Source organism: Lacipirellula limnantheis (assembly GCF_007746075.1).
GTDB classification, from domain to species: domain Bacteria; phylum Planctomycetota; class Planctomycetia; order Pirellulales; family Lacipirellulaceae; genus Lacipirellula; species Lacipirellula limnantheis.
Map to the genome: position 1 here is coordinate 2,272,752 of NZ_CP036339.1, position 24,470 is coordinate 2,297,221.

Genomic DNA, 24,470 nt, shown 5'->3' on the forward strand with positions numbered 1-24,470 from the left:
GCGAGACGCCCCGGCTCGCTGGCATTGCATTCGACTCCCCACTGCCCCCTGCCCAATCCTGCTAAGCCAAGTCGCGATCTTCGAAGAAGATCAGCGCCAGCAAGATCGCTGCCCCGCTGTAAAGCACGCTGTAGAGTAGCGCCCACCCGAGATACGACATTGGCACGCTGCTCGCTCCCGCGATCGCCCCTTCGATTTCGAAGTGATCGAGTACCGGCAGAATCACCGACAGCAGCTTCCCGATGAAGCGGACGAATACGATTTCGCCGGCGGCCGATTTCACGATCAGCGCCGCCAAGTGGCCCAGCACATAGATCGAGCCGCAAATGACGAGGTTCGGCAGCATCGGCAGCCGCGTGGAGACGGCGACGCTAATCGCAGCCAGAATCACTGCTTCCAGGAAGGCCAGGACCAGGCCGGGAATGATCCGCACGACTTCCAGATAGCACTCCGTCCATTCCGGCGTCGTCTTGGCGGACTCACGAGCGTCGTACACGACCTTGAAGGAGACCGTGAGCAAGAAGACGATCCCCAGGATGACGAACATCAGAACGATCGGCCAGAGGATTCCCAAGAACTTGCCGACGATGAACTGACGGCGGCCCACCGGCTTGGAAAGCACCGTCAGCGCGGTGCGGCCCTCGATTTCGTCAGCTACGGACGTGCTGGCGGTCCACAGGGCCATGATGATCGCCAACACCTTGATCATCGTCATGCCGGAGGTCTTCAACATCTTCACGTCTTCGCCGAACGTGTTGTATGGAATGAAGACGAAGGCCACGAGCGCCACGATGCCGATCATCACCAGCATCGTGAACAACGGCTGAGCAATCGTTTCTTTGGCAGTGGCGGCGGCAATCACCGAAGTCCGCGGCGCCAGGAATCGCACCAGCAGGTAGAGAACGTAGAGACCGATCGTGCTGGCGGCGGCGATCGGAATCGCGCGTACCTGCGGCGTCTCGACGTCGGTATACATCTGGATCGAAACGTTCGCCGGCGAATCGCTCTCGTTGGTGACGTAGACCGTCGTAACGTCTCCTTCAAACCCGCGCGGCGTCGAACTCCCCGGCGACCATGAATAAGGCTCGCCGCCTTGGACCAAAATGAGGGGCTCGACGAAGCCTTTCTTCGCCGCGACGTTCACGGCGACGTCCTGATCGCTGGTAATCGTGAAGCTTTGCAACTCCGTCGCGCGAAAAGACGCCGGAATTTCGACGTCGGCTTTGCGCGGTCCAACCTCAACCTTTTCGACGATCGGCGCCACGTCGGGCAGCCGTTTCAGCGACGCCATGATCCGTTCGACCGGCATCGACGGGCTCGCTAGCAGTGCGAGCGCCGCCATCGAAATCACGACGTACGAGATCGGCCGCAAGATTCCCTCGCCGACCGCTTCGGCGATCGAGCGGGCGGCCCGCCGGTTGACCAGCCACGTCACGCCCCACATGAGCAGGAGGATCAAGGCCCCGATGGTCACGCCGACCGCCAGAATCCAGATGGGGGTGAGCCAAATCGTCAGCTTCGACATGTGTACTTACCAGTTCGATATCGATTGCGGCAGCAGGAAGAGACTACGTTTTCACCACAGAGTTCACGCAGAAAACAGCAGAGTTATCGAATCAGTTTGGCGAAAAACTCGGCGGTGTGTTCGGTGGTCACTGCGTCGTAGGTCGCTTTCTACTGCCGGATGACAAATCCAACAAACTCGCCAGTTCCCGGTCGGGCGTCTACGGCGAGTTGCCGGATTCGCCCTTCCATGCGCTCGGCGATCGCCGCCATGAACCGGCCAAGCTCCGCCGGCGTTCCCTCGGCGATCATCTCAACTCGACCGTCGTCCAAGTTCCGAACAAACCCAGCGACGTCGAATCCAGCCGCCAGTCGCCGGGTCGTTTCGCGAAACCCGACCCCTTGGACATGGCCGCTGTAAAACGCTTGGCGTCTTTCGATCGACGCTGCGTGCTGACCGCTCGATCCCATGAATAGTGCCAATCGCTGAACATCTAGGTCATCGGCGTTGCCGGTGAACGAGTCGCGGGCGTCCGTTGCACCAACTTCGCCCATCGGCGGAGCCGGTGACTTCAACCATGGGCGTCTGATCCTGCCACCAGCAAAAATCGCCGACATCAGCCGCAGTTCCGAGTATATCGGCGTGCCAGCGGCCATTCCAGCCTTGACCCCCCGACCACTCGCCAATACCCTCCGCTCCCCATGCCTCACTACCGGTCCATCCGCTGCATTACGCTCGCTTTCGGGGCGGTGTTCGCACTTGTCGGGATTCGCGGCGCGCACGGCCAACAGGCGCCCGCTCCGCAGGCAGCGGCCGGCGTCCTTGTGTTGCGAAACGGCAACGTCCTTTCCGGCGTCGTCCATCGCCAGGGCAGCCACTACCGCATCGAGAACGAAGGCTCGGTGCTCCAGATCCCGGCGTCGCAGGTCGAGATGGCCTGCGCGTCGCTCGTCGATGCTTACGAGCAGCGTCGCCGCCAACGCGTCGGCAATGCGACCGACGCTCATCTGGAACTCGCCCGCTGGTGCCTGCGACATGGTTTGCTGGCCGAAGCAGCGCGCGAGATTCTGGATGCCCGCGCCGACGATCCTGGCCACCCCGCGCTCCGCACGCTCGACTTGCAATTGCAGCAAGGCTTGGCCGACGAAGCGAGCCGCCAACAACGAGAGCGCGAGGGGGTTGCTCTCGCCGCGCACACCGAGCCGGCAGCGCCTGAGGAAACCGCTCAGCCAGAACGGATGATCGATCCGAAGCCAGAGGTCCAAGAGAAGTTCGTCCGGAGCATTCAGCCCATGCTGATCCACGGCTGCACGACGTCCGGCTGCCATACGCCCAACTCGCGTCAAACGATGGAACTCGACCGGTGGGCGCTCGAGGGAAGCGGCATCCCGACGCTCATCCGCAAGAACTTGGAGCAGGTCCTGGCCCAAGTCGACGTCGAAGATCCAGCGAGTAGTCCCCTCATGCGACGTGCTCGCCAAGCGCATGGTCTGCGCGGCACGCGCTTGTCGACCCCGCTGGCGCCCTACCAAACGGCGATTTTGATGGACTGGCTCAACGAGGCCGCCGGAGTCGCTCCCGAGCCTTCGGCGACGAACACGCCGGCACTTGGTCAGAATGCTGGTCCAAATCTTACCGAGGCGTCAGCGGAAGCCGAGGGCGAAGTCACCGAGGCAATGGTTGACGAAGCGGCGCGAGAACTTCTCAATCGAGGCAAAGCGAAAGCCAGGACGGCGTTCACGCCGCGCGATCAATTCGACCCTGAGATCTTCAATCGCCGAAGGGCGCGAGCAGAATCCAAGAGGCCGTCTGACGCGAGCGCCGATGCGTCAACAGGCAACGAGTACGTACCCGAGACGATCGACTTCCAGCCTAGGGCGCCGGAATCGGCTGAGGAGTCGCCTGACCTTCCAGCGGAGTCGCCCAGTAGGGATTGAGGTCGGCCTCGGTTGCCGGCGATTTTTGCGGCGGCGGATCGACGGTGTTGTAGACCTGTCCGTTAAATGCCGAACCAGCGCGTTGCAAGCTCCCGGAACGCGGCCCGCCCGGCACCGGCGCCGAATAGTCGCACGCATCGCTACACATCCGGCACCCCCCGGCTGCAAGCAGCACGGCGGCGGCCCAGAACGTTCGTTCCATGGCGGCGTCTCGCAGGCTCCCCCTAAACGCCGCGCAGCAGCGCGCGGCCCCCTGGAAGCAATCATCGGACGTCCCGGTTCGGTCGAATGAGTGAAACTATGCCGATTGCAACGCTGGCGCCGCGCGTGCGACGCACGCCCTGTCGTCTGCAGAGCAACTCGGCGGTCGGTCTCGTCACGCCCATTTAGCCCCGCCGCTCGCGGCGAGAAGCGGGGCGCCGCCCGCTGCTAAATGTTCGATGGGGCGTGGCGGCTTCGAGCGCGCCGCTAAGTGGCGCGCCCGCGAGACCGTTGCGTCAGCAACTCCCCCCGGGCGTCGGCAAGCGCAGCGCGTGGTAAATCCGCTCGTCGGCGAGCGAATGCGCCTCGAATCGGGCGCCAGGAAAATGGTGGTGCTTGCTCTGGCCATGGGGCACCGCCACGGCGTACGCCCCCGACGCCACCGCGGCCTGCGTGCCGATCTGACTATCTTCCAGAATCATCATCGCCGCCGGCTCAACGCCATGTTTCTGCGCCGCCAGCAAGTAAACGTCAGGCGCCGGTTTTCCGTGCTCGATGTCTTCGCTCGTGAGAATGAATTTGAATCGCGGCGCCAGATTGAACATGCCGAGCACCAAGTCAACGAACGACCGTCCGCTGCTGGTGGCGATCCCCTTGGGAATGTGGGCCGCCTCCAGCGAGGAGAGAAGTTCAAGCAGTCCCGGCATGGGCGCTAAGCGACGCGGCAACAATCCCCCAAAAATCTCCGCCGACTCCGCCGCAAGCTGCTCGGGCGTGTCGTCAAGATCATGCCAGTCGATCATCACAGAGAGCGCTACGTGCGACTTGCGACCCATCATCTCATTGAGCAACTCGCCCGTAATTTGCTTGCCGCGTCTCGACAGGATGGCGCTCCCCACCTCTTGGTAGAGCTCTTCGGTATTGAACATCAGACCGTCGAGGTCAAAGGTGACGGCCTGCAAGGGGGGCGTAGGTAGTTCCAATTCGTTCATGGCTGTTGACCGCTCGCAAGTTCGCACTCCACGCGTCGCAATCGACCGCGCAGTTCCCCGAGCATAACGGCCGTGGCGCCCCATGCCGAGTGGCCTTCCACGTGGAGCTGCGGCGCGGCAAACCGGAGCGGTCCGCGGACGATCTCCAGCGGCGGCAACGGCGGCTGGTCGAGCAACTCGCGCAGCGGCAACGTGACGACGCGCGCGACCTCGCTCGGGCTAGGATGCCACGGCGGCAGGCTGGCCGTCGCCCCCACGCAGGGGACCACCCAGGCGTTGCTCGCGAACACAAACTGCGGCTCGAGGTTGCCTAACCACTGGACCGGCGGCCGCACGCCCAGTTCCTCGGCAAGTTCCCGAGTCGCGGCTGCTGGCGGCGTCTCATTCCCGTCGATCAAGCCGCCAGGGAAGCTGATCTGGCCGCCATGCCGAGAGAGTCCTGCCGCCCGCACCGTGAGCGGCAGTTGCCAGGCGCCGTCGCTCCAGCAAAAAAGGATTGCCACGGCCGCAGGGCGTGCATCTCCGCGCGCTGGTCCTGAGTGTCGTCCGTAAACGAGCTCCGGCGCCAAGGAGCGCCCCCATGCCGCTTGAGCCGGTCGCGCCAACTCCGCCGAGAGCAGCGAAGGCAAGTCCGTACGCTGCCACAACCTAGCGCTCATGGCGTTGCCGTCGGTGCGACGCCCGTCTCATACACGGTGTATCCAACGACGTCGGCGTCAGGGTCAAGCGGAGTGGCGAATAATACGGGCAAATCGAGCGGCGGCGAACTTCGCGCGATCACATGACTTGCGCCATACTTCTGCGCGAGCTCAAGCACGCGCTGTGTCCCTAGCTGCTCGGGCGAATCGAGCAGGATCTTTCGCCCCCGCTCGTCGACGCTCTCGAGCGTCGGGAACAATTCGCCGGTCCGAGCGCGCCAAGCGACGACGCCGGCAGCGTCTTGCGGGACGTCTTTGTTCGTCCCGGCATCGGCTCGCGACGCGTACCACTTAAACGAATGCCCCGAACGCGGCACGAGGAACTTGGCGTTTGGCGGCGTATGCTCCGAGACCCACGCGCACGCGGTTTGCCATCCCGTGGCATTCTCCATCTGCCAAACCGCCGGCGGCAAATTAGACTGCCAACGAGCGTACGTCACGCCGCCGAGAAAACTGGCCGCCCAAGCGAGCGGCGCCAGTGCCGCCAGTCGTGCCCAACGGCTGCCGCTCCGCAGCGTGGCCAGGATCCAACCCGTCCCAATGACGGCCAGCGCCATGGGCAGCGCCACATCGACTTGCCGGAACCAGTAATAGCGCAAGAGACGTGCGGCGCCCACGCGATCGTGGTCAAGCGCCACTTCAATCGCCAAGCCGACGAACGCCCCCGCCAGCGCGAAAGAAGCGAAGCGCATCACGCGCGCGGCCGCGGCGTGCGACTCGATCGCTGCCGCCGCGAGGCCGTTCGAGCTGCGCGATTGACGGTGCAGCCACGTCCAGAGGGCGACAAACGCGAAGATCATTCCAGCGAGCCAGGTTAGCCGTCCTTGTATTTCACTTGCCGGCAGCGATAGCGGCGCCAGGTGGTGCGGCAAGCGGTCGTAGACGTAAATTCTCGCGGCCTCGGCGTTGACCGCCGGATCGGTATGCCACTCCAACGCCAATGACGGAATCAAGCCAATGAGTGCCAGCACCCCGCCGCCGACGAGCCCAGGCAGCATCAAGCGCAACGCCGCCCGCTCGCCGCGCGGTTCCGTCAGCCAGACGCCGATCGCCGCGAGTACGGCCCACGCGCCAACCAGCACGTGAAACGCCGATGCGGCGCCGAACCAAATCCACGGCTGCAGCCAATTGCTTCGCGCCAGCGCCGCCATTCCGAATAGAAGAAAGCCGTACGCAATACACTTCGCCTCAACGCCGCCGACGACCCATTCGCCCGCAAAATTTCGAACCCCGTCGCGCAGCAGCGTGACCCACAAGGCAGCGCTGAGCACTGAAGCCCAAGGCGCCCGCACGACGCTGGTGGAAAGGCGTTGCCAGCCCGCGGCCAACAGCGCCCACGCCGCGAACCGGCCAATCCAAGCCACTGCCGTCAGCGGCAAAAATGTCGTCAGCCAACCGAGCGACCAATAAAACGCCAAGTGCGGGTCGGCCGAATCAAGAAACAGGTCGCCGGGGCAGTATTCGGGATTCCAGTAATGCGCCGCCTTCGTCAAGTAGTGCGCTTCGTTGACGTGCGGCGCGGCGGCGCCGCCGTCGATGAAAAAAATCAGTAAGATCAGGGCGAATTCACGCACGAATTGGCCGCGCGGCGCACCATTGTCAAACTTAGAATCGTTCATCATGTGCCCACGTCGATGGGACCGCCGTGATTCGGTGCGCAGGGCCATGCGAGAATGTGAAACGCTTTAACCCGAGCGGATCGGTCCAAGTCGCAAGAACATTCAAGATTATCGCATTCGCGCAAGGCGGCCTAGCCGCGTGCGTAATTCTTGCCGGCTTGCCGTAATTTTCGCGTCGCTTCTCTTCGGCACTGGGCCATCTTGTGAAATACTGAGTTGGGCGGCGTAGATTCCCATTGGTACGCAGATTTGAACCATTGCCGAGCGCGGGCGCCCGGGGGCGGTCGTATGTCGCCCCCTCGTCCACGTCGACGCCCAAGCGCATGCTCTGCAAACCCGATGTGCACGTTGCCGTCGCGACTCCCCTAAGTAGCGAGAAGCATTGCCCGTCGCGAAGCGGTCGCCGTCCGACCGAAAGGGCGTCGTCACCAGATGGCCCGAGTTTTTGAAGTGAACTTATGCTGGAGCCCAACGGAATGACCCGCCGCGCATTCACCTTGGTTGAATTGTTGGTTGTGATCGCCATCATTGGCGTGCTCGTCGCGTTGCTTCTGCCAGCGGTGCAGGCCGCGCGTGAGGCGGCGCGGCGGCAGCAATGCCAGAGCAATCTACGGCAGCTTTCACTGGGACTGCTCAACTACGAGTCCGCCCGCGGCCGTTTCCCCATGGCGTTCGAGTTTCCCACGAGCGCCAATCCCGCGATCCTTACGCCGCAACAAATCGGCCCGAACTGGGCGATCAGGACGCTCCCCTATTGCGAGCAGCAATCGGTGTACAATTTGGTCGACAACAGCGTTTTCGTCACGGGCGGCTCTGCCGGCAAAGGACCAGCCCAAATGGCTCACCCCAACAACGCTGCCGTGCGCAAAGCTCAATTAGACGTTTTCCGCTGTCCGACCGACAGCTACAACGCCACGCCAATGCTCATGGGCGCCGGCGCAGCGGCCACCGAGTGGGCGCGGGGCAACTATGCCGCCAATGCCGGTAACGGTCCGCTGCTGAATCGAGCCGACGGCATTTTCGGTCCTACTTCGGGCGGGTGGCTTGAACCCAAACGTCGAGGAGTGATCGGTCCCAACGTGGCGGCGCGCCTGAAGGAACTGACTGACGGAACCAGCAATACCATGCTTCTGGCCGAGGTCAGGTCGGGCGTCACGCAGCTTGATCAGCGAGGGACGTGGGCGCTGGGACAGGCAGGCGCTAGCGTCTTGTTTTGGTATGGAACGACTGGCGATGCGAACGGCCCCAACATCTGTCTGGAGAACTCAGATGACGTCAACGGACCCAAGTCGGCTGATCTTCCGTTGCTCACTCAAGAGTGCATGCCCGACTACACGGGCGACGACTGGGCCGACCAAGCGACGACCCGCAGTGCCCACGCAAGCGGCGTCAACGTCGGGATGGCCGACGGCAGCGCTCACTTTGTCTCGAACTCGATTGACGTCGGCCCACCAACAGTGCGCAGTGATTGGCCCGCCAACGTGCCCATGACCGTGTGGGACAAGTTGATTGCCGGCGCCGATGACCAAGTCATCGAGCAGATGCCGTTCTAGTTCCCCTGTCGCTTGGTTCGCGGCGCCGCAACCAGCCCTTTCGGCTGACTAATCAAGGCTTATACGCGTTCTAATTTGAAGTAGCGCGATCGAGGTGAGTGGCGGCACAGACGGTTTTCATGAGTTCGGCGTCGAGAGCCACTTTCGTCCAGGCGTCGACGGCGGCTTGTTCGAGGGCGTCGTAATTGTCGTACGCTCGGTTCCTCCAGCAGTGGCTCTTGAGATAGTGCCATAAATTCTCGATCGGATTGAGTTCGGGACTGTAGGCCGGCAGCGTGACGACGGTGACGTTGTCGGGAACGCGGAGTTGGCGGCTGATGTGAAAGCCGGCCCCGTCCCACAGCATCACGGCATGTTCGCCTGAGGGAATCGTCCGAGCGAACTGGGCGAGGAACTCATTGACGATCTTCGCATTGAGCTGCGGGCTGAGCAGCCCTTCGGCATGCCCCGTCTCGGGGCAGACCGCTCCCAGCACCCAGAGATATTCATACTCGGTCTGACGAATGGCCGTCGGCCGCGACCCGGTCCTGGCCCAGACGTTCGTGGTCGTTCCTTGTTGGCCGAACCGCGATTCGTCCTGGAAGTAGATCCGCAGACGTTTGGTCGGATACGCCGCGGCAATCGCTTGCACGCGTTCTGGCCACTGACGGAGGAACTCCGTTTGCTTTTCGGGGTCCGCCTTGCGATGCCGCGGCCGAGGGCGGAGGTACGAGTAGCCTAACCGGTGTAGCAAGTGATACACGCCGGCCAAAGAGCGGAGCAGATGGAACTCCTGCGCCAGAATCCGCTGCACGTCCTTGCCGCGCAGCGAGCAGACGTCGTCTTCCGCCGTGGGGCCAGCGTCGAGACGCTGACGAACTTCGTCCTGTTGTTGGGGCGTCAGCGGCAAACGCTCTTCGCGGCCGCGTCGATCGTTGAGGCCCGCCAGGCCTTGTTCGTTGTAGCGACGCACCCATCGCTGGCAGATGCGGCGACTCAGGCCCACGGCCATCGCCACGGCTGGAGCCGTCCATCCCTCCTGCGCCAGAATCACAATCCGCAGACGTTTGGCGCGGTCGGCGTCCTTCTCGACGCGTTCCAGACGCTTGAGTTCCGCCTGAGGCAAATGGCCCTTCACCTCCATCGCAACCTCTCAAAAAGGGGATTGCGATAGCATGATGGATAAACTGGGCGGGCGCAAGAGGAGGCGCGCTACTTCAAATTAGAACGCGTATTAGCCATGGTTCGTATCGCATTGCTTGCCCTCATGGCACTCACGTTTGGATGCGGCCGCTCTGACTCGCTGATTCCCGTTTCCGGGACGATTAAAAACGCTGACGGCACGCCGCTCACTTTCGAGAGCGGCGCCGTTATCTTTCATCCCTCCGCCGCAGGCCGGGCCGCCAATGGGTCAGTCGACGAGAACGGTGAGTTTGCAATGACCACGACGGCTCCTGGCGACGGGGTTCAGCCCGGTTCGTACAAGGTCGTCGTTCAACTATGGAAGAACTATCGCGACCACGTTCTTGCCGTGCCCGAAGCCTACGGCGATGCTTCAACCACGCCCTTAGAAGTTACCGTCGACGCCGATCACGGACATTTCGATTTCTCCCTCGAAAAGTAAGCCGCTGCGCTATTTTCATGCGGGCTGACTTCGCACTGCCGTGATGGCATCCAAGTGCGCCGGCTGATCGTCGCGTGGCGCGGCACTATTGCCGTGCTTCTTGCCGCCCCGGAATCTCACCACTGCATCATCAAGACTTCAGCTAACCGCTTCGGCTTTCGCGTCAGGGTGCGGCCGATTGCTATTGCACACCTCGCGGCTCCAGGGGGCGGCAAGCCTAGGCCGATACAAACGGGCTCCGGGGTCGTCGACGCCGTCCCGCCATGCATGCCGCCAGCGCCATCGTCCACGCCGCTGGCTCCGGTACGGCCACAAAACGCAGTTCGACGAAGTTGTCGCCGTAGCTCACGTCCCAGGCATCATTGCCGTAGGGCAGCAGTAACTTGTCGAACGCGCCGCTGATTTTGGCCAGCGACGAGCCTTCGATAATCCGAAAGAGGTCGCCTGGCTCCGGTGCAAATCCCGCCAGCAGTCGTACATCGAGCGTGCCAGCCAGCGTGCAGAGGTCGTCGATGAAGAGTTGGTCGTAGGAGAGTCCGGCGAGCAGGCCGCCGAGGTCGATTTGCAGCGTCCCTTGGCCGCTTTGGACGAAGTCGTCCAGCGCCAATATCTTGCCCGCGTTCCCGGAGTAGCCGACTTCGATCAGGCTCTCGTTCAGCAGTTCATTCAGGAACTGGCCGTTACCGCTCACGACGCCATGGTTAACGAGTCTCGACCCCCGGATGGTCGGCAGCGTATGAGCGGTCCAGTTGAGGTTGAGGCGCCCTCCTTTGTTGAGGGTCCACCGATCGGCGAAGAGGCCGCTGTGATCCTCGCTGCCGACGATGACGCGCAGCACGCCGCTGTTGACGTCGATCTGGTCGCCGAAACCCGAGCGGTCGATCAGCGCAAGAAACGGATTGGTAATTCCGTTGCCGATCTCCTTGGCGTAAATGTCAAGGTAACCTTCCTTTTCAATGACCGTGTCCGAACTCGTGGCGGCGCCGGCGTCCCAGTTGAAGAAGCCTGCCGTGATCAAGTGGTGCCCCAACACGGTTGCTGGCGCGAATTGTTGCAACAGGCTGTCGTCGCGCTGCCCGGAGTCGGTGGTAATGACGCCGCCGCCGTAGGTGGTCGGCGCGTTGATGTTGAGCGTTGCTTTGTCGTACAACGTCACCAGCGAGTTTGGCGTCAGCGTCGTCCGCGCGTCGAGGTTGCCAGTCCCCTCGATCGCTTCCAAAGCTCCGCCGACAATCATCCACGAACCGCTGAGCCGGGAGTTCTTGAACAAGCGAATCTTGCCGTCAGCCGCCAATAGCCAGATGGCGTTCCCGCCGGTGACGTCGACCGCTAATTCGGCATTGGCGCCGACGTCGGCCCGCCCGGCGTAACCGCCGGGCCCAAGATTCTTCGCCGTGATCGTGAGCTTTCGTCCGTTCAGCACGTCGGTCTTGCTGGGGGTTGCTTGGTTTCCGTCCCAATCGAAGACGTCGACTGCGATTTCCACGTCGGCGTCGACCGTGGCGTCGCCATTCTGCCGCAGCGTTCCGGGCCCGGTGAATTCGCCGCCGTTGTAGTACGTGCGTCCCAGCAAACTCAGCACGCCATTCTCGGCAATCGCTACGGCGGTTTGCCCGTTGAACTTGATGTGGCTCGCCTCGATTCGTCCCCGCGCGTTTTCCTCAACCGCGACGTCGGCGTACATTTCCGCGATGCCGCTGGGCGACAGAGCCTTGAACTCCGCCGTGCCGGCCCCCGCCTCAAAGTGGAGCTCGGCGGAATCGTTGAAAGCCCAGGTCCCCCTGAAGCTCAGCGAGTGCCCGCCTGCGACATGTGCCAGTCCGCCATAGGGATCGGAAATCGCGTCCTGGAATTCCAAATCGCCGGTTTGGGCCAAAAGACGCGGCAGCTTCGAACTCTCGACTTCGCCGTCGACGTCCAACTTGGCGCCGGCCGCCGCGGCAAACGCGAGCGTGCCGCCGTCGGCGCGCAGCATCCCGTCGTTCAGCAACGCGTCGCCGATGTGGACCACGCCGTAGCCTTGCACGCGCGGCTGCAAGTCCGCAAGGTGATGGTCGCGAGTCCGCAGCGTCGCGGCGAACACGTCGCCTCCGAGCAAGTCGAGATCGCCGTAGCCCACGGTGAGCCGGCCTTCCACGTCGAGCACGGCGCCCGTGTGAACTTTCACGAATGACTCATCCAAGTAGTCGCTGTCGTCTAGATTCAAATCGGCGTCGACGAACAGCGACTCGTCGAGGATGTTGATGCCGCTGTCCCGCTCGATGGCGAGGTTCTTCGCCGCTGCCGGCGCGCCCAGCACGCTCACGACGTCGCCGTTGCGCACGCGCACGTCGGTGTTCGAGTTTGGCGTCGATCCGCCGATCCACCCGGCGTCGTGCGACCAAAAGTCGGCTGGCACAAGCGCGTCGCCAATCCACTCGACGCGTTTCAGTCGAATCTCACTGTGGTTCTGCTCGTTGGCGGCGACAATCACGTCGAGCGCCGAGGGAAGCGACCGCTTCCCCGCTTCCAGAAACGGATCCATCAGCGCGTCGTCGGGAACCAGATGACCGGTGTCCTCGCGCTTGGCCTTGACGCCGCCGATGTTGCCGATCATGTGCGGCGGCAGCTCCACGTCAGGGCTAAATGCATTGTAACCAATCGCCAAAAAGTGGCCCATTTCATGCAGCATCACCGAGTACATGTCGACGCGACCATCGGCGGCGCCATCCGCGATCGCCGTGGCGGCGTAGCCGACCTCGAGCAGGTCGGGCGCCGGGCCGTCGAACGCCGCGTCCTGTTCGTCGTCATCAAGGCCGGCGTAAAACGACTGCTGAAAGGGGGCAAACTCATCGTGGTCAGACGGCGTCGGATCGATATACCAAAAGCGGTTGGCGCGCACATTAATCGTGTGGTCAAAACCGTTGTAGACGGCGTGCGTTGTGCTGCCTGCCGGGAACTGGCTGTAATGCAGCGTGACGCTGTACGCGTGGTTGCCTTCGGGAAGCAGCGATTCCCAATAGTTCGCCGCGGCTTGGCTCAGTGCTGCGAGTTTTGAACCGTCTGGATCATATGACGGAAACTGATCAGCGGGCGTGTCGAAGGCGAGCGTGATTTCCGTGGCCCCCATGGGGGCGGAATAGCAGGCTAAAACGAGCCCAGCGCATAGTGCCAGACTAAAGGACAACCGTCGGTTTGTTCGCATGAGCATTGGTGCGGCAAGAGGGGTAAAGCCGAGCAGGGCTTTGCTGGGAAGCAACCGGGCATCCTGATACCGGCGGGCGGGGGCCGACGCGGGGCCTCATGGCCGCCATTTCCCAATCCCTACCCTAAACGCATCTCGCTCAACTGTCCAGTTTGCAACTTCTCGATGGCGGCGTTGCGGGCAAAATGCCAAATTGCAAGGAACGGGTGCGCAAAAACAAAGGGCCCCGGCGTGTCCACCGGGGCCCTTCGTGTTCTTCGATGAGTAACCAATTCGCAGACTAGACTACTCCTCCAAGTCCTGGAACTTCGACACCGTGTGCGTAAACCAGACGCCATCTTCCTTGAGCGTCTCGCTCCACACGCCGCGGAAGCACTTCAACACGTCCAAGCCCGTGTGGACCTGTTCAATGATTTCGCTCGCTTGCGATTCGTCGTCGGCGGGATCTTCGCCAGCCGCATCTTCGCTCACCAGATTGACGCGAATCCCGTAGTCGATCCACGGAGAGATTGCATCGATCAGCGCCGGGAAATCGAGCCCGGCCGCCACGGCCCGCGGTTCTTCCGCGTCGCCGACGGCGAACTCTTCCCACGGCGTTTCCGTCAGAACGCGCTCGGCCATCGCCGGCGAGCTGGTGACGGCTGCCACATGTTCGCCAATGGCAACAGCCAGCGCGATTTGGTCGTCGAGCTCTGCCTCGCCAGGCGCGGCCCACGAATAGACCACTCCGTCGGAGGTTTCCGCCTTGGCAGGCTCAGGGAGTTCAAAGTCTTCCGGCACTTCGCTCTCGTCGAATTCCTTGAGTGCCTCCACGGCATCTTGCGCGATCGACCAATAGGCCTTGGCAGCTTCCTTCAGCTCGCCCGAATCGCTCACGCCAACGACCACGGCAATCTCGGCCATCGGCAACTCGGTGAACGATTTCGGCATCTCCGCTTGCCACTGTTTGCTGCTGATGTCAGCGTCGAGCACCAGCGCGGCCTGGCCGTCTTCCAGCGCCGGGATCAGGTGATCACGCGTCGCTTCGTCGATGCGGGTTAGCAACGGCTTGATTACTTCCAGCACCTTCTCGGCATGAGCGCGCTCCTCGGGCTCCATTTCAGCCAAGCCGTAGCCTTCGAAGTAGCCAATTCCCTTGCCGACCCACTTGGCCAGGATCGCGTAGGCCTCGGGATCGCTTACCCCGCGGCCGACGAAGGCGACGATCGGTCCGCCGCCCACATGATTCGTCAGTTCCAGAGGCAACGTGCCGTTGAGGCGCGTGTTCTCGCTCCAATTGTAGGTGAAGCTTTCGAAGCCCGTTTCGGTCTTCAGCGTGCAGCTGGCGATCGCGCCCGGCTTCGGCAGGTAAGGCTTCAAGTCGTCGGCGAGTTCGACGGCGTCTTCGCTCAGCTCGCCCTTGAGCTCATCGTCGATGTCATCCGATTTCTCGATGAGCTCCTCAGCCGCTTCGGCCGCTTCGTCGAGATCTTGCGGCGAAATCGCCTGCGCCTTGACGACGTCGGCGCTGATGTAGCTGACGCTGACCAGGTCGCCGTCTTCTTCCTCCAAGTGGGGCAGCAGCGGCTCGAAGGAATCGCTCTCGACCAAAAGATCGTCGCCGCCCAGATCAGACAGGTGGTCGGTCGATTCGCCGATCGATAACAGGACGTAGTCGTTCCACACGCCAAGCGCGACGACTACTTCCTGTTTGGAGATGATATCCTTCAGGCTGTCGTAGGTCTCGTCATCGATCGAAAGCCCCGCGGGCTTGTCCTCAGGCCAGGGAAGCTTGGAGCCTTCGAGCTTGATGACCAGGTATTCAACGTCGTCGATCGACTCACGCTTCAATTCGACTTCGGCCTCGGACTGCTTGATCGCCATCTTGGCGACCACTTCCAGCCGCTTGAGCTGCGTCTCGCCGGCGGCCTGGTCCTTTACTTTGAAGGCCAGCACCATGTCCGGAACGACCAGCAGCTCCGGCTCTTCAACGATTGCCTCAGCGAGGGCGCGCATCCGGGCTTCGTTCGGATCGACCGGCCCCATGCCGCCGGCGCCCATTTGCTGAAGCATCGGTCCGATGCGGCTCCCTTGAACGATGCTCAACAGCTCCATGAACTTCGGAAAATCCTCGCCGGCGTAGAAGACGATCTCATCCGAGAACATCTCGCCCGCCAGCTTGGCCAGCTGCTGATTCTCCGGCAGCTCCATCAGCTGCCAGAACATGGCGGCCGGGCCTTCCGGATTGTTGATCTGCATTTGGGCCATTTGCCAGCCCATGGCGATCGACGGAATTTCGATGAACTTCTTCCAAGCGTTGCTCTCGGCGATCGCGTCGATCTGTTCCTTCAGCCGCAGGCTGCTGGAGTAGACGGTTGCGTCGGCCGGCACCCAGTCGAGCGAGTTTCCGTAGTCTTCATCGTCGGCCGCGTAGGCGGGCAGGGCGATGACGAGGCCTGCAGCCAGCGCCGCAGGGCGGGCAATTGCCGAAAGCAATCGCCAGCCGTTACTGAGAGGTGAGGTTTTCATCGGTCCATCCTGAGATTGAGTTGGCACGTGTGCGATCGCATGCCGGTCCGTTCAGTCGCAAGCCGGCACTGTAGTACTGCGAATCGGCGAATGCAACACAGCTGGCGCCCGCGCAAAATTCGCTTCAGAAGGTTAGCTTATTCGTGCGACGGGAGCGAAGATTGGCTAAATCCTCAGGAAAAGCCGGCTTTTAGCCTAACTTTGGAAACTCACCCTTGAGTGCCCGATACAGCCCCTGGAACACCGGAAAGGCTTGATCGTAGACCTTGCGCGCCCGTGCATCAGGCTTGCTGCTCTCGGCCGTCTTCACTGCCGCAGCGCACGCCTGATTGATGTCCTGATAGTGGCCGGCTCCCACGGCGGCGAGAAGGGCGACGCCATACGCCGGCCCCTCGTCTGCGGCCATGGCGCTAACCGCCTTGCCGAAGACGTCGGCCTGCATCTGTCGCCAGAAGGGGTTTTTCGCCCCACCGCCGCCGGCACGCACCTGCTTCACCGGCACGCCGAGCCCTTCGATGATCTCGAAGCTGTCGCGCAGCGCGAATGTCACTCCTTCAAGAATTGAACGCACGATGTGCCCACGGCCGTGTGCCAGCGTCAGCCCGATGAGCGCGCCGCGGGCATGCGGGTCGAGATGCGGCGTCCGTTCACCGGCGAGATAGGGGAGAAACTGGAGCCCCTCGGCGCCGGTCGGCGTCGCGGCGGCTTCGTTTACGAGTTCCTCGAAGCTTGCCGTCGGCTTCCTCACGCCATTCTTCCCCACAGTCGAGCAGAGCGCATCTTGAAACCATTGCAATGACCCGCCTGCGGAGAGAATGACGCCCATCATGTGCCACTTGCCGCGCACCGCGTGGCAGAAGGTGTGGAGTCGCCCCGCCGGATCGAACTGCGGCTCGTCGCTGTGGACGAACACGACGCCGGAGGTGCCGATCGAGGTGGCCAGCAGCCCCGTCTTGACGATGCCGTTCCCCACCGCGCCGGCCGCGCAGTCGCCGGCGCCGCCGACCACTTTACACGCCGTCGTGAGGCCGAGAAGCTTCGCCGCGTCGGCGGTGAGCGTCCCGGTCACCTCTTCCGATTCATAGCACTTAGGCAGTAGGCTGGCGTCAAGCTCCAGCTTGTCGAGCAGCGCCTGCGACCAGCGACGATGAACCACGTCGAGCAACAGCGTCCCGCTCGCGTCGCTCACTTCCGTGGCGAACTCCCCCGTCAGCCGCCGGCGAATCTCATCCTTCGGCAGCAGCACCTTCACCGTCTTGGCGAAATTCTTCGGCTCATTGTTTCGCAACCACAATATCTTTGGCGCCGTGAAGCCGGTGAGGGCCCGGTTCGCCACCATCTGAATCAGCTTCGCGCGACCGCCGGCCCGCGATTCGATCTCCTCACACTCCTTCGCGGTGCGCTGATCGTTCCAGAGCAGGGCAGGGCGGATCACCTTGCCTGCTTTGTCGAGAAAGACCGAACCATGCATCTGCCCGGAGAGTCCGATCGCCGCGACGTCGCTGGGCTTGAGCTTTGCCTGCTTGACGACGGCCCGCACGACCTTCACCGTCGCCGTCCACCAATCTTCAGGATCTTGTTCGCTCCAGAGCGGCTTGGGATGCGCGCAGCCGTAGCTCGAACTTGCCGACGCCAGAATCACTCCTTCGGGAGAGATGGCGAGCGCTTTGGTTCCCGAAGTGCCGACGTCGATGCCGAGACAAACTGCCATGAAAATCTCCGAAGCAAAATCGAGAGGCGTCGCCGCGGAAGCGCGGCCCGTGAACAGCGCCGACGAAAGACAAGCGGCCGTCGGCGCATTGCCGCACGAGTATAACTGCCGGGCGCCAAATGCGGCAGCGGCCTCGAACGTCGACGCAAAATGACAAGGTTCGCGTCAAAAATAGCTGGCGGCGAGAACGCAGTTCGCGTTAGCTCCCGTCCCTTACGGCGCTTCTGGTTCGATCGACGACAGCACTTCGCCCGTCTCGACCACCTGATAGATCCCCTGGCCCAAAATTGTGACTTCGGCGCCATTGAGCAGGGAGACCGCCGGTGGATCAGCGGTGACTTGTTCCTGGCCGTTGCCGTCAACCACGACGCGCAGGCGTTCGATGAACCGCAATTTGATCTGTTCGCCGCGCTCCGTGAGAGCGAGGCGAATACTCATCCGCTCTGTGAACATAGACGCCCTGAAGTCTTCGCCAGGAATAATTATGAGTAGTGTAGGTCGCGGGTGGCGATTGTCCAAGAGCGTGGCGTCGAGGCGTGCCGCTTAATGGGCAGGCGCGCCATCGGCGGCTCGACGACGACGGAATGCCGCGGCCGCCAGCTATCCTCCAAGCAGCCCCAAGGTCATGCTTCCGACGGCGTTCGCTGCACGCACCTTCGATGTAAACGGTAGCTCCAGCGGCGAGGGAGAGATGGCAACTACCGAGATCGGCGGTGGCGGACTAGGGCTGGAAACTGCCGGAGTGGGCATCGGGTAGGCATTGACCGGCGCAGGAGCAACGAAGGTTGCAGTGGTCTGCGGCGGATTGACCGTGTCGGAATTCCACACCGGTTGGTAATTTGGATATTCTGGCAGGCCAGCCGCTAATAAGAGCCTTCGCGTCGGGATCGAGTGCTCGGCGAACTGCGCGCATGCCGCGAAGCCGAGAGCGAATAAGGCGAACCCCGTCGCTATCGCTCGGCGCGACCCGCTGTTGAAGAGCGCGTTCTGGATCGCCATACAAATGGCGACGAAGGCCGCGAGCCAAAGCAGATCGGCATACGCCCAATGATCTTGCGTCAGGGCCGCCGCCGCCAGGGCGACGTACGCCATCCCGAACAAGATCCACTTCAGCGAGAATCGCATCGCGTCGCTCCAGCAGCCTCGATCGCCACGCCGAGTATTCTATCGGACGGGCATGCGTCGCTGAAAGCAGAGATTCTTTTCGCAGCTAGTCGGGGTATTCCGAGAACGAACACCTGCCTCAACAGCCAGCCGGCGCCGCCTCGCCAATGGGTCGAACGCGGCGGGGCGGCTGCCGACTAGCATGAGCGGCGAATTCGCTGTGGTCAGTTGCGAGAAAAACCGGCAGACAACTGCGCCGAGGAGCGACGCCGAACGAGGAGAGTACCCTCGTCGGCGCCTTCCGCAAGCGCACTCGCTGGCGCGTTGGCGTCAAACCGAATTCTCCCGAAATGAGTAAAAACGTGTGTGGAAATCCGGTTATGATGAACAGGGTATCGATGTCGAGCCGTCATCCTCGCTGTGGCAGCGACGTCTCCCCTCCTAAAGTGCGTCGCCGGGCGGCAGGCGGCGCTCCGGGCCACGCTTGTCGCTTTGCGCGAGTAGCAGCGCCGCCGCAAATAAGTAGAATCAGGGGACGAAAATCCCTGGCCGCTTGACGGCCATCTCCGGACTCGAGCTGTCTTCGCATGCAACCCTCGCCGCTTTCTCGCTTCTGTCTGCCACTCTTGGGGTTGGCCCTGCTCTGTGCGGGGCTCGTGGGCTGCGGCGGCTCGAACCAGTCGCCGACGCCGGCAAGTCCCCAGGCTGAGCCGCTTGCGCCGCCCCCCGCGGTGCCGCTCACCGTGCAAGTCGCCGGGGACGTCGAACTGGCCGAAGGTGTTCGCCTCTTGCGCGGCGAATGGAGGGCCCGCACCGGCGGCGACTTGAAAGTCGACAGCGTGTCGCTTGATGAACTATGGAGCGCCGAGCGAATCGTCGGCGACGTGGTCATCTTTCCCTCAAGGCTGTTGGGAACTCTCGTTGAGCGCGGCGACCTCCGTCCGCTCCGCACGGCGATGCTCAGCAGTCCCGAATTTGGTTTGAACGATATTTATCCCGCCATCCGCAACGGCGAGATGAAGTACGGCGGCCAGGTCTTCGCATTTTCGCTTGGCTCGCCGCCGCTGCTCAACTTTCGACAACTCGGTGCGCCCGCGGCGACAACGGTCGCGGGCAATGGGCCGGCGCCTGCGGGAAGCGTCGCTCCGACTGATGGCCTCGCCGCCGCGTATGCTCTCGTACTCCGTGCACTAGGGCACACGGAGTCGTATCGTCGCCAAGAAGCCTTATTCGACCCGGCCGACATGAAGCCGCGAATCGCCGAGCCGCCGTTCGTTCGCGCCCTGGTCGAGCTCGCCGCGGCGAACGCCTGGCGTGCCAACCAGCCACCCCTGGGATTCGCCGAGGCGATGCAGCTGGTCGCCGGCGGAGACGTAGTTGCCACACTCGGGTGGCCGAGCCGACTCGACGAGGAGTTCGCCGCCGCCGCTGGTGCGGGGCCGCGTAATGTCGAGTTCACGGCCGTCGCGCCCCCCGCCGATGTTTACGCTTCGAGCCGCGGCGCCTGGGAAAAGGAAACCAATCCGGCGAGCGTCGTGCTACTGGGGTGCGAGGGCCGCCTGGCCGCGGTCACCACGGCCACCCGCAACGCCGTCCCCGCGTTCCAGCTTGCCCAGTGGCTGACGACCGGTGACTTGGCCGCCAGCCTCAGTGCCCGCAGTACCGGCACGCTCTGGTACCGCGCGTCGCAAGCCAGCGCCAGCGGCAAGTGGATGAAGGGGCTCGAAGTCGCCAAAGAGGGCGAGCCAGTGACTAAGATCGTTGCGGCGGCCCTCGCGACTGACGCCCCCGTTCTGATTCCACGCCTCCCGGCGATCGACGAATACCTCGCCGTGCTGGCCGACGCCGTCCGCACTGCCCCCGCTGACGAGGCTGCCGCCCAAGCCGCGCTCGACGGCGTGGCGGCCAAGTGGGAGGCGATCACCAACCGCCTCGGCCGCGTTCGACAAGCCGCCGCCTACCGGCGCCACCTCGGGGAAACCGAATAGTTATCTCGAGCAAGAAAGGCAACCGCCAAGAGCGCTAAGAAAATACAAAAACAGCAACCGCTGATGAACGCGAATGAACGCAGATAAACGGATTGAGGTCATGTTTTCATCTGCGTTTATCGGCGTTCATCTGCGGTTCCAAATTGAATTTTGTCTTCCCCTTGGCGTCCTTGGCGTCCTTGGCGGTTAATCTTCTGAACTGCAAAATCGGCCGACTGGCCTCGCTACCGGGCCGCTTGTACGATTCCACCCAAGGCAGTAGCCTGATGGGTTCTCTCCGTACCGCCGCCCTTCGGTTGGCGTGGGCTAAAACAACGCAATTTACCGCATGATTCGCAGCGCTTCCGACGACCAACGCATCGTGATCACGGGCATCGGATTGACCGCCCCCAACGGCGACAATCTCGCCGACTATCGCGCTGCGCTATTGGCCGGAAAAAGCGGCGTCGAGCCCTACAACATTCGCTACGTCGGCGACACGCTGGCTGGCGTTTGTCACTTCAACGAGCTGAAGCACCAAGGTCGCAAAGACGTCCGTCGCGGCACCCGTGCCGGCAGCATCAGCATTTACTGCGCTCGTGAAGCGGTAGCCGACTCGGGCATCGATTGGGAAGCGATCGACCGCGAGCGGGTCGGCGTCTACATCGGCCTCACCGAGCATGGCAACGTCGAGACCGAGAACGAGGTCTACGAGATCAGCCAGTTCAACTACGACACAAAGGTCTGGACGCACCACCACAATCCGCGCACTGTGGCAAACAACCCCGCCGGCGAAATTACGCTGAACATGGGGATCACCGGTCCCCACTATACGATCGGCGCGGCCTGTGCCGCGGGGAACGCCGGCCTGATCCAGGGCGCCCAGATGTTGATGCTCGAGGAGTGCGATTTCGCGATCGCCGGCGGCGTTTCTGAAAGCATTCGCACCTTCGGCATCTTCGCCGGGTTTGCCAGCCAGGGGGCCTTGGCCAGCAACGCCGATCCGACGAAGGCGTCGCGACCGTTCGATCGAGCTCGCAACGGCATCGTCGTTTCCGAAGGGGGCTGCATCTACACGCTCGAACGCTACAGCGACGCGACGAAGCGCGGAGCGAAGATTTACGGCGAGCTGGTCGGCTGGTCGATGACGAGCGACGCCACCGACTTCGTCCTGCCGAACCCAACGCAGCAGGCCCGCTGCATGAATCAGGCGCTCAAACGAGCCGGCCTCAACGCCGAGGACGTCGACATCGTCAGCACGCACGCCACAGCTACTCCCAGCGGCGACATCCAGGAATGCATTGCGCTGCGGACAGTCTTCGGCAACTCGAAGCGGACCCACATTAACAATACGAAAAGCTTCATCGGCCACGCGATGGGCGCCGCTGGATCACTGGAACTCGCCGGCAACCTGCCGTCGTTTCAAGACAACGTCTGCCACGCCACAATCAACGTCGACGACCTCGACCCAGAGTGCGACCTCCCCGGCCTCGTCCTGAACGAACCGCGGGAAACGCAGGGCATCGAGTATATCCTCAACAACTCCTTCGGCATGCTGGGCATCAACTCAGCTGTCATTATCAAACGCGTTTAAGAGAAGAATTGAACCGCCAAGGACGCCAAGAGCGCCAAGGGAATACAAGAAAGAAGGAACCGCAGATGTACGCTGATAAGCGCAGATAAGTTGATTGATGGCATGTCTTCATCTGCGTTCATTCGCGTTCATCGGCGGTGCCAAAATTGATTTGGTATTCCCCTTGGCGCTCTTGGCGTCCTTGGCGGTTAAATTAGGAACCTGAAATGACCCGCGACGAAATCAAACTCGAAGTCCTCGACATTCTCTCCGACATCGCCCCCGACGAGGATCTGTCGCAGCTCAAGGACGAGCAGAGCTTTCGCGAGCAGATGGAACTCGACAGCATGGACTTCCTCGACATCGTGATGGAGCTCCGCAAGCGTCACCGCATCCAGATCCCCGAGGACGACTACGTCAACCTCGCCAGCATGGACTCGACGGTGACCTACCTGGAGCCGTTGATGAAGGACATTCAACGGGTGTGATGACGAATGACCAAATGACTGATGTCGAATGCCGTGAGGGGTAAATCAACGGCTCTCATTTGTCATTCGTCATTCAGGAATTCGTCATTCATGTACGACACTCTCATCATCGGCGCCGGCATGAGCGGTCTCGCTGCCGGCATTCGCCTGGCTTACTACGATCAGCGCGTTTGCATTGTTGAGCGTCACACCACCATCGGCGGGCTCAACGGCTTCTACCGTCTCCGCGGCCGCGACTATGACGTCGGCCTTCACGCCCTCACGAACATCACCCCCAAGGGCGCCAAACGCGGCCCGCTCGCGCGGCTTCTAAGGCAGTTGCGTCTCTCGTGGGACGACTTTGATATTTCGCCGCAAGTCGGCTCTGAAATTGTCTTCCCCGGCGTGCGCCTCCTGTTCGACAATGACCTCGATCTGTTCCGCGCCGAGATCGCCCGCGCGTTTCCGGCCCAGTCGGATAACTTCGAGCGCCTCCTCGCTGAAGTGGCAGAGTACGACGACCTCAACGAAACGCACGCCGCCATCTCCGCCCGCGCGCGGCTTGGCGAATTGCTCACCGAGCCGCTCCTGGTCGAAATGCTCTTCTGCCCCCTGATGTTCTACGGCTCCGCCCGCGAGCACGACATGGACTGGGGCCAGTTCTCGATCATGTTCCGCAGCATTTTCATGGAAGGCCTCGGCCGTCCCCACGCCGGCGTGCGGCTGATTCTCAAGCAACTCGTCCGCAAGTTTCGCGGCCTCGGCGGCGAACTAAAACTTCGCACCGGCGTTGAACGCCTCCACGTCGAGAACGGCCGCGTCGCCGGCGTCGTGCTGCAAAACGGCGAAACGATCGAGGCCAAACGCGTCCTCTCCTCCGCCGGTTGGCCCGAAACGATGCGCCTCTGTGACGACGGGCAGCCAGTCACTGCTCAGCGACCGCCCGGCCGACTCAGCTTCTGCGAAACGATCGCCACGCTCGACGTCGAACCCAAGCGTCTCGGCCACGACCGCACCATCACCTTTTACAACGATAACCCGAGTTTCGACTGGAGCGAATCACACGAGCCGTGCGATCTCCGCAGCGGCGTCATCTGTAGTCCGAACAATTTCGAGTATGACGAACCGCTCGACAAAGAGGGCTCCGGCGTGATGCGGATCACCGCGCTCGCCAACTTCGACTACTGGCGCGGCCTCGACGAAGATGCTTACCGCCTGGAGAAGTCGCGCTGGTACGATCGCATAACCGACGCAGCGATCCGATTCATCCCCGACTACCGCGGCCGAGTGATCGACACAGACATGTTCACGCCGACCACTATTGTCCGATTCACTGGCCACGACAACGGCGCCATCTACGGCGCCCCCGAAAAGCAGCTCGATGGCCGCACCCACCTCGACAACCTCTTCATCTGCGGCACCGACCAAGGCTTCGTCGGCATCATCGGCGCGATCACCAGCGGCATCGGCATGGCGAACATGCACTGCCTAAAGTAGGCGCGGGTCAACGACCCGCCGGAGCGGCCCAAAAGAAAGGCAACCGCCAAGGACGCCAAGAGCGCCAAGAAACGCACGAGGGCGCCGCCGATGAACGCTGATTCAGGCAGATGAAAATACGACCACAGTCCGTTTACCTGCGTTCATTCGCGTTCATCGGCGGTTCCAAATTGAAATTGGTCTTCCTCTTGGCGTCCTTGGCGTCCTTGGCGGTTAATCTGGCACGGCCCTTGGGAGTGAGAAAGTCGCGGTTCGCCCCCATGCCGCAACCGCTCGGCTGGGATATCATGAATCGTCGAAAAACTCGCGACCCGTCGTTGCGGCGAACCAGCGCCATCCCCCGCCGATCGCT

Annotated in this window: 19 protein-coding genes; 7 read left to right on the plus strand and 12 right to left on the minus strand. The window is 62.4% G+C overall.

Going from position 1 to position 24,470, the window contains the following annotated elements:
- Nucleotides 1-61: 61 nt before the first annotated feature.
- Nucleotides 62-1,525, minus strand: a complete 1,464-nt coding sequence (locus I41_RS27670; protein WP_210421132.1) for an ABC transporter permease — start codon at nucleotides 1,523-1,525, stop codon at nucleotides 62-64.
- A 149-nt stretch (nucleotides 1,526-1,674) separates the two neighbouring features.
- Entirely contained in the window at nucleotides 1,675-2,058 is a 384-nt protein-coding gene (locus I41_RS08930) for an acylphosphatase (protein WP_210421133.1), read from the minus strand.
- Between the two features lie 147 nt (nucleotides 2,059-2,205).
- Between I41_RS08930 and I41_RS08935 the strand changes: the two genes are divergently transcribed.
- Nucleotides 2,206-3,441, plus strand: a complete 1,236-nt coding sequence (locus tag I41_RS08935) for a hypothetical protein (RefSeq protein ID WP_145432219.1) — start codon at nucleotides 2,206-2,208, stop codon at nucleotides 3,439-3,441.
- Here I41_RS08935 and I41_RS08940 read toward each other — a convergent pair.
- The 4 genes from I41_RS08940 to I41_RS08955 all read right to left on the minus strand — a co-directional run bounded on the left by I41_RS08940 (nucleotide 3,377) and on the right by I41_RS08955 (nucleotide 6,951).
- Entirely contained in the window at nucleotides 3,377-3,643 is a 267-nt protein-coding gene (locus I41_RS08940; protein ID WP_145432220.1) for a hypothetical protein, read from the minus strand. The genes I41_RS08935 and I41_RS08940 overlap by 65 nt on opposite strands.
- A 295-nt stretch (nucleotides 3,644-3,938) precedes the next feature.
- Nucleotides 3,939-4,634, minus strand: a complete 696-nt coding sequence (locus tag I41_RS08945) for an HAD family hydrolase (protein WP_145432221.1) — start codon at nucleotides 4,632-4,634, stop codon at nucleotides 3,939-3,941.
- Complete coding sequence (locus I41_RS08950; protein ID WP_210421134.1) at nucleotides 4,631-5,137, minus strand: NUDIX hydrolase; 507 nt, start codon at nucleotides 5,135-5,137, stop codon at nucleotides 4,631-4,633. The genes I41_RS08945 and I41_RS08950 overlap by 4 nt, the downstream gene beginning before the upstream one ends.
- Before the next feature lie 152 nt (nucleotides 5,138-5,289).
- Entirely contained in the window at nucleotides 5,290-6,951 is a 1,662-nt protein-coding gene (locus tag I41_RS08955) for a DUF6798 domain-containing protein (RefSeq protein ID WP_145432223.1), read from the minus strand.
- A gap of 476 nt (nucleotides 6,952-7,427) precedes the next feature.
- On the opposite strand from I41_RS08955, the gene I41_RS08960 reads away from it, so the two are divergent.
- Complete coding sequence (locus I41_RS08960; RefSeq protein ID WP_168206779.1) at nucleotides 7,428-8,504, plus strand: DUF1559 domain-containing protein; 1,077 nt, start codon at nucleotides 7,428-7,430, stop codon at nucleotides 8,502-8,504.
- A 70-nt stretch (nucleotides 8,505-8,574) separates the two neighbouring features.
- Here the strand turns inward: I41_RS08960 and I41_RS08965 are convergent, their stop codons facing one another.
- Nucleotides 8,575-9,627: an IS630 family transposase gene (locus I41_RS08965; protein WP_145432224.1), complete on the minus strand. Its 1,053-nt coding sequence runs from the start codon at nucleotides 9,625-9,627 to the stop codon at nucleotides 8,575-8,577.
- A gap of 96 nt (nucleotides 9,628-9,723) precedes the next feature.
- On the opposite strand from I41_RS08965, the gene I41_RS08970 reads away from it, so the two are divergent.
- Entirely contained in the window at nucleotides 9,724-10,107 is a 384-nt protein-coding gene (locus tag I41_RS08970) for a carboxypeptidase-like regulatory domain-containing protein (protein ID WP_145432225.1), read from the plus strand.
- Between the two features lie 217 nt (nucleotides 10,108-10,324).
- Here the strand turns inward: I41_RS08970 and I41_RS08975 are convergent, their stop codons facing one another.
- The 5 genes from I41_RS08975 to I41_RS08995 form a co-directional block, all read right to left on the minus strand.
- On the minus strand, nucleotides 10,325-13,216 hold the full coding sequence (locus tag I41_RS08975; protein ID WP_145432226.1) for a hypothetical protein: 2,892 nt from the start codon (nucleotides 13,214-13,216) through the stop codon (nucleotides 10,325-10,327).
- Between the two features lie 360 nt (nucleotides 13,217-13,576).
- Nucleotides 13,577-15,799, minus strand: coding sequence for a hypothetical protein (locus I41_RS08980; RefSeq protein WP_145432227.1), 2,223 nt, complete (start codon nucleotides 15,797-15,799; stop codon nucleotides 13,577-13,579).
- A gap of 190 nt (nucleotides 15,800-15,989) precedes the next feature.
- A complete protein-coding gene (xylB, locus tag I41_RS08985) occupies nucleotides 15,990-17,510 on the minus strand; it encodes a xylulokinase (protein ID WP_145432228.1) in 1,521 nt (506 codons plus the stop codon).
- A gap of 213 nt (nucleotides 17,511-17,723) precedes the next feature.
- On the minus strand, nucleotides 17,724-17,948 hold the full coding sequence (locus I41_RS08990) for a hypothetical protein (RefSeq protein ID WP_145432229.1): 225 nt from the start codon (nucleotides 17,946-17,948) through the stop codon (nucleotides 17,724-17,726).
- 162 nt (nucleotides 17,949-18,110) lie between these two features.
- Complete coding sequence (locus I41_RS08995; RefSeq protein ID WP_145432230.1) at nucleotides 18,111-18,635, minus strand: hypothetical protein; 525 nt, start codon at nucleotides 18,633-18,635, stop codon at nucleotides 18,111-18,113.
- Nucleotides 18,636-19,201: 566 nt separating this feature from the next.
- Between I41_RS08995 and I41_RS09000 the strand changes: the two genes are divergently transcribed.
- From I41_RS09000 to I41_RS09015, 4 genes are all read left to right on the plus strand, one after another.
- Nucleotides 19,202-20,602, plus strand: a complete 1,401-nt coding sequence (locus I41_RS09000) for a type 2 periplasmic-binding domain-containing protein (RefSeq protein ID WP_145432231.1) — start codon at nucleotides 19,202-19,204, stop codon at nucleotides 20,600-20,602.
- Between the two features lie 328 nt (nucleotides 20,603-20,930).
- Complete coding sequence (locus tag I41_RS09005) at nucleotides 20,931-22,175, plus strand: beta-ketoacyl-[acyl-carrier-protein] synthase family protein (protein WP_145432232.1); 1,245 nt, start codon at nucleotides 20,931-20,933, stop codon at nucleotides 22,173-22,175.
- A gap of 206 nt (nucleotides 22,176-22,381) precedes the next feature.
- Entirely contained in the window at nucleotides 22,382-22,642 is a 261-nt protein-coding gene (locus I41_RS09010; protein WP_145432233.1) for an acyl carrier protein, read from the plus strand.
- Nucleotides 22,643-22,732: 90 nt separating this feature from the next.
- Nucleotides 22,733-24,118 (plus strand): phytoene desaturase family protein, encoded by a 1,386-nt coding sequence (locus tag I41_RS09015; RefSeq protein ID WP_145432234.1) that lies wholly within the window; start codon nucleotides 22,733-22,735, stop codon nucleotides 24,116-24,118.
- Nucleotides 24,119-24,470: the final 352 nt, after the last annotated feature.